Source organism: Bartonella sp. AS69XJJH, assembly GCF_042195585.1.
Classification (GTDB): Bacteria; Pseudomonadota; Alphaproteobacteria; order Rhizobiales; family Rhizobiaceae; genus Bartonella.
The window spans coordinates 1-5,573 of record NZ_JBHIOO010000039.1; the positions used below are offsets into that span (position 1 = coordinate 1).

7 protein-coding genes and 5 pseudogenes are annotated in these 5,573 nt (G+C 36.0%); 10 read left to right on the forward strand and 2 right to left on the reverse strand.

Annotated elements, in window-relative coordinates; genetic code table 11:
• Both ACFIK6_RS08860 and ACFIK6_RS08865 read right to left on the reverse strand, forming a co-directional pair.
• A partial coding sequence (locus ACFIK6_RS08860) for a recombinase RecT (protein WP_375677563.1) occupies positions 1-299 on the reverse strand: 299 nt, incomplete at its 3' end.
• Between the two features lie 141 nt (positions 300-440).
• A pseudogene (locus ACFIK6_RS08865) lies at positions 441-758 on the reverse strand (phage antirepressor KilAC domain-containing protein); the annotation flags it as partial.
• Positions 759-792: 34 nt separating this feature from the next.
• Between ACFIK6_RS08865 and ACFIK6_RS08870 the strand changes: the two are divergent.
• The 10 genes and pseudogenes from ACFIK6_RS08870 to ACFIK6_RS08915 all read left to right on the forward strand — a co-directional run bounded on the left by ACFIK6_RS08870 (position 793) and on the right by ACFIK6_RS08915 (position 5,136).
• Positions 793-1,268, forward strand: a pseudogene (locus ACFIK6_RS08870) (hypothetical protein).
• Between the two features lie 288 nt (positions 1,269-1,556).
• Positions 1,557-1,730: a hypothetical protein gene (locus ACFIK6_RS08875; RefSeq protein ID WP_375642621.1), complete on the forward strand. Its 174-nt coding sequence runs from the start codon at positions 1,557-1,559 to the stop codon at positions 1,728-1,730.
• A gap of 234 nt (positions 1,731-1,964) precedes the next feature.
• Positions 1,965-2,330, forward strand: a complete 366-nt coding sequence (locus ACFIK6_RS08880) for a hypothetical protein (protein WP_375677564.1) — start codon at positions 1,965-1,967, stop codon at positions 2,328-2,330.
• Between the two features lie 3 nt (positions 2,331-2,333).
• Positions 2,334-2,513 (forward strand): hypothetical protein, encoded by a 180-nt coding sequence (locus tag ACFIK6_RS08885; RefSeq protein ID WP_375677565.1) that lies wholly within the window; start codon positions 2,334-2,336, stop codon positions 2,511-2,513.
• Positions 2,514-2,721: 208 nt separating this feature from the next.
• A pseudogene (locus ACFIK6_RS08890) lies at positions 2,722-2,998 on the forward strand (hypothetical protein).
• Between the two features lie 26 nt (positions 2,999-3,024).
• Positions 3,025-3,396 (forward strand): XRE family transcriptional regulator, encoded by a 372-nt coding sequence (locus tag ACFIK6_RS08895; RefSeq protein WP_375677566.1) that lies wholly within the window; start codon positions 3,025-3,027, stop codon positions 3,394-3,396.
• A gap of 147 nt (positions 3,397-3,543) precedes the next feature.
• Complete coding sequence (ssb, locus tag ACFIK6_RS08900) at positions 3,544-3,999, forward strand: single-stranded DNA-binding protein (RefSeq protein ID WP_375677567.1); 456 nt, start codon at positions 3,544-3,546, stop codon at positions 3,997-3,999.
• A 52-nt stretch (positions 4,000-4,051) separates the two neighbouring features.
• Positions 4,052-4,542: pseudogene (locus ACFIK6_RS08905) on the forward strand (hypothetical protein).
• 24 nt (positions 4,543-4,566) lie between these two features.
• Positions 4,567-4,769: pseudogene (locus ACFIK6_RS08910) on the forward strand (type II toxin-antitoxin system HicA family toxin).
• On the forward strand, positions 4,741-5,136 hold the full coding sequence (locus tag ACFIK6_RS08915; protein WP_005864994.1) for a type II toxin-antitoxin system HicB family antitoxin: 396 nt from the start codon (positions 4,741-4,743) through the stop codon (positions 5,134-5,136). Before ACFIK6_RS08910 ends, ACFIK6_RS08915 begins: the two are co-directional and overlap by 29 nt.
• Positions 5,137-5,573: the final 437 nt, after the last annotated feature.

Sequence of the window (5,573 nt, forward strand, 5' to 3'; positions counted from 1 at the left end):
AGTTGATCTTGAAAGGTCATGCCATCAAAGTCAGGATTTGATTTGATGATCTTTATCCAACCGTCGATAGAAACAACAGGGATCATGCCGCCGCCTTTTTTAGGAAATATATAAATTTCTTTAGTTAAAGGATTAAGTCCATAAGTTTTGGCAACAAAAAGAAAAGTAGCAAATTCTGCATCATTGATGACACTAGCATTTTTATATCCAATACAAGTTTTCATGATTGTTGTTCGAAATTCTTCAGCAGAAAATCCATATTTTTCTGCCATTTCTTTTAAAAAAGTGGAATTTTTCATCTTGATTTCCTCCATCTCGCGCGCAATTCACCCGTGGCGTGAATCACGCTTATGTTTAAAAGTTGTTTGTGTGGTTAGAAACGGCTTATAGAGATACTATAAGATTAGTCGTTCGTATTTCTTTTCCATGATTTATTTCTCTTAATGCATGCTTTGTCTTTTAAGCTCTTGAGACAGCACACCAATTCCTTTTGCTGTGATTTTTGCGCAAGACATGACTTTTTCTATTCCACTTGCGGTTTGAAGTGTGATGGTTGGATAATCCATAAGTTTCTTTTGGATTTTGTCTTGATAAGGAAGCAAATTTCCACCTGCTGATCGTCTATAAATCCAACCTTTTTGCTGTAAGAAGAGAATGAACTGTTTTGGTTGCATCTCGAGTATTTTAGCGGTTTCTGTAAGACTAAACAGTCCGTTGTGACGTTGTAAGCTTTCAAGAGCAGCTGCTTTTGGTTTAAGGGTACTCACTTCACTTTTTAAAGTCTCTAATTGTGTGACGCTTTCTAAAAGCAGTTTTTTCACAAAGAGAGGGTTTTCTAACGCGTTTGCAAGGTCTAAAGGTTTCTTTGCACGCCGTTTTGAAGGCGGTGGGATGCGTTATTTACGCTTTAAACGGTGGCTTATGGAGATAAAGAGGTCCGTTGATGAAATTGATGCCGTGTATTTTGAGAAGTACGCCAGCATGGAGGTATAGACGCGTCGCATGTTTATGGCGGCTTTCTAGCAACCTTAACAGCGTGGTGTGAACATCATCAGATACCATATGAAGGCATTCCTATTGGCACAATTAAGAAGGCAACAACAAGAAAAAGCAATGTCTCAAAAGAAGAAATGATTAAGGCAGTGTGTGCAAAAGGACATGTGCCTAAAGACGACAACGCAGCAGATGCTTTGGCAATTTTATATTTAATGAAAGAAGGGGAACTCATGTCCAGTAAATTACCGTGGACGAGGCCTATGTGCAGATAGATGGATTCTTGATCTTGCTTGTTTATCTCCCATTGAATGCAATGTTTATATAAAGTTGCGTTTGCAAATGCTTTATACTGGAAAGCCGCTTTTAAATAACACGAAGGTCTGGGCTAATTACACTGGCTATTCAGTAAAAATGTTTATGAAAGCGTTAGACGTTTTAATAAACACAGGTCATATTGAACGTTTAGACGATGGCTGTTTATGGAGTTTAAAAGTTGAAGAAGAACTTAACAACTCTAATGAGAGTTTAGAGAAGGTATCAAAGACATCTGGGTCAAAGAAGTGATCAGAAAGAGCACAAAAAGTAGCACAGGCAAAACTGGAAAAGCAGAAAATGATGTTTTTGGTATGCTTAACGATGCTAAGCATCATGCTAACGCCATTGAAAATCCTGATAAAAACGATGCTAAAGCAATGCTTAATGATGCCGTTATGTATTTATATATAAATATATAACATAAACAATAACAGTTATAATAAAAAAAACTAATACTATCGTGTTAGCAAAAAAAAGAAACTGATTTTGAAGATTTAGAAACAAACGAACTGATTGACAAACCAACTGAGGTTCGTGATTGCGAAAGCCACCCAGAGCAAATCGCAACGGGTGTAGAAAACCAACCTCCCATTCATGAGCAAGAAAATATTTTGAAAAAAGCAAAATGAGCGAAAGCTAATCGCGGCTGTCGATTGCCTGAGAATTTTGAATCCGATTACGACTTCGCAATCGATAAAGGCTTAACGTATGATGAGGCGCTGTTAGAGCTCGAACGGTTCACAAATTACTGGATAGCAAATCCAAGTAAAAATGCAAACAAACGAGATTGGCAAAGAACTTGGTACAATTGCGTCACAAGCCCTATCGGAATGCTCGCCAAGAAATTAGAAAAGGAAAAACAGGCAGGTGGAAACAATGGAAACTTTTCAAAAAATCAAAGAATTCGTGGTGGCACTGGAGAGACAATCCGTAACCTTATCAATGAAGCAGGATTTAGTGAATCCACTTCAAAACATTGCCATCAAATGGCGCAATGCGTAACAAGGGATTGTCTATAGATCTTGATCAGTGGCGTGAGATTGACACCAGCACTAGAGGAACAAGCTTTCGGAGTGTATCAGACAGTCCAAAACTTACTTACCTTGAAAGCACCTGTTGAAGACATGGCAAAGGCTCTTGAAGTGCTTGGTGAAAACAACATAACAGCAGCAATTCAAAAGCACCTTAAAACAGCAAAATAGTGAAATTTGCTGATTATTTTGAGATTAGACATGCGTTTAAATTGACAGAAAAGTACCGTACAGAGCGATTTAAAGATTTTATAATAAACCATATTGACATTAAAACGCTTCTGTACGGTCCATTTTGAGGCAAATAAACCCATTGGTAAAGTTATGGATTTAGATAAAAAATCTTAAACCAGATGTTTTAAAAAAACGTAAACAGCTCATGCAAAAAAGTGGATTGCAACGGCTGTTGATTATGCCCCATGGGAGACGAAGCAGAGGAGTACTTTTACAACCTCTACGAATATGAAGACGGAACAAGAGAATGTGAAAAATTTGATGGTGGTCAGTATTCCACCGTACCCAAAAAGGCAGATTTTAGCACCAAAGCGCAGGTAAAAGCATGGGGTTATGGAGGAGCTGTTCCGAAAAGCGTTCTCAATTACGAGCCTCTTATAGATGAGACCAACAAAAGCCAAAAACTACCGAAAACAGTTTAATTGTATGAATTAGGAGCTTTAATCACATGCTTATACCATTTGGCAAAACCTTACGTAAAATTCATATTGATCAGACAGAACGTCTATTAGATATGGCTGATAAATTAGGCGTATCTATAGCGTTTTTATCTTCTGTAGAAATTGGCAAAAAGCCTATACCTGCTGACATAGAAGAAAAGATCATTGAGAAATATGCTTTAGATGAAGAAACGGCTTCTATCTTGAGAAGAGAAGCAAATATTTGTCGTAAGAATTTTACAATGAACTCTTCTGACCCACTTAACCATGAAATTTCTAACACGTTTGTTAGAATTTTTAAGTCTCTTTCACAACAAGATCTGACAAAGTGCAAGGAACTCATGGAGAAAGTAGAAAAAAAAACGGTGCTTGCAGAATAGAATACCTTGATCTCCTTATTTTATACACCGTAAACATAATTTTATATGTTAAAAAACAATAATATCCTTTTGAAATAATTGAAAAAATAAGCAAATCATGCTAAGATTTTCTATGTATTAAAATACAAATTTAAGGTAAGAAAAAACATGCTAAATAAAGTGATGTTAATTGGGCGTTTAGGTGCTGATCCCGAAAGCAAAACAATGAATTCTGGAGCAGAAATAGTCAATTTTAGTATAGCAACTTCTGAGAGCTACACAGATAAAAAGACTAATCAAAAAGTAGAGAAAACAGAATGGCATTCAGTTGTGATTTTTAATCCACATTTGGCAAAAATTGCACTTCAGTATCTCAACAAAGGTTCAAAAGTTTACGTAGAAGGAAAATTACAGACACGTAAATGGCAAGATAAAAATGGTGGTGAACATTATACAATAGAGATTGTTTTACCACAATTCAAAGGCGAGTTGTATTTGCTTGATGCAAAAAAAGATCAATCGGCATCCCCTACCCCTTCACCTATTACTTCTCAAAATTATGCTATCGCTTCAGGGGCTAAAGATTATAGCGCACTCATTAATAATGATAGCATACCATTCTGATTGAAAAAAATATGACAAAGAGAAAAAACGTACAAAACGCGGACGTCCTCGGATTAAAGAATGTATCAGAGATACCAAATGGACGCATCTCACGAGCAAAAACACCGCATGAACCCATGAATAAATTGGCAATTGAAATGCGTGCCAAACGCTTCTGTTTGACCATAGAAGAGGCTAAAAATCCGCTTTCCGGCACCTATATCGGGCGGCTTTATTTGCAAGGCAAAATCAATCAAGACCAATATGATGCTGCGCAAAAATATCTTGAAGTGAAAAACAATTACCTATGTGCAAAAGCATTGCCTAATGCAATTTATGATAACTTTACTCCTTCATCAAATGAGGAGGCACAAAAACGGTGGATTGAAAGAGTAACTCATTGTTATGAAGAGACGAAAGAGGTTATCAAAGAAGCACAACACCTCTATAGACAGTATAATCTTTATGCTACAATATCTTGTTATAGAAGATCAATCGCTAACACATCTTGTTCGTTCTTTGCGTATTGTTCTTAATGCGCTTCATAAGCATTTTAGCCGTTAAAAAAGAATTGATATCAGATGAAAAATCATTGCAAAATTAAAGCGTGATGGCTTTGAACTTATCAAAGTAAAAGGTTCTCATCATAAATTAAAAAAAGATGGTAAGGTTGTTATTGTTCCACATCCTAAAAAAATTTTCCGATTGGTACAGCACGTTCTATCGCACAACAAGCAGGCTCGTTAAAAAAGGAGAAGAAAAATGAAAAGATTTTTTGCTCTTGTTCATAAAGATGAAGATTCTGCTTTTGGTGTTCAGTTTCCTGATTTTGAGGGGCTTTTTTCTGCTGCTGATGAGGAAGAAAATTTAATCGCAAATGCAACAGAAGCACTTCAACTTTATTGTGAAGATATAGATATAGTGCCTATTCCTTCAAAATTTGAAGAAGTCATACAACGGGAATCTGTCAAAACAGCTTTGTCAGAAGGAGCTTTTTTAATACAAGTCCCCTTTATTGAAAATGATGCAGAAGTGGTACGTACGAATATATCCATTGAAAGAGGGCTTTTGCGTGCAATTGATGATTGCGCACAAGAAAGAGGTTTAACAAGATCTGCTTTTCTGGCAACAGCAGCACGTCACGAGCTTAATATTTAACTCATCGATTTGGAGAAATTTCTCACTCTAGATTTTTTTACAAAAGCATGTAATTGCATATGATCCGTAAACTATTAATGAAAATCAAAAGGCAGCAGGTAGACAAAACGCTATAATTAAGAGGGATATAACTATCATTAATACCATATACATGGCATCTAATATTTCTGAACCTGTCATTGCCGTTCTTTCCTATAAATAATTTCTCATAACTTATAAAATCTAAAATGCTTTAGAAAATTCTATATATTCTATTTTTCAAATAACAAAAATCAATATTTGACTAATGATGTCATTAATTATGACTCAAAAGGAGCAATGATGAAAGCTGTCATCACTAAGCCAATGTGTGTTGTTGGCGACAATAAAAGCACTGTTCGCTTTGAACCATCAACACCCAATAATCCATTTGTTGAAGTTTCTAATCAAGTCTACGC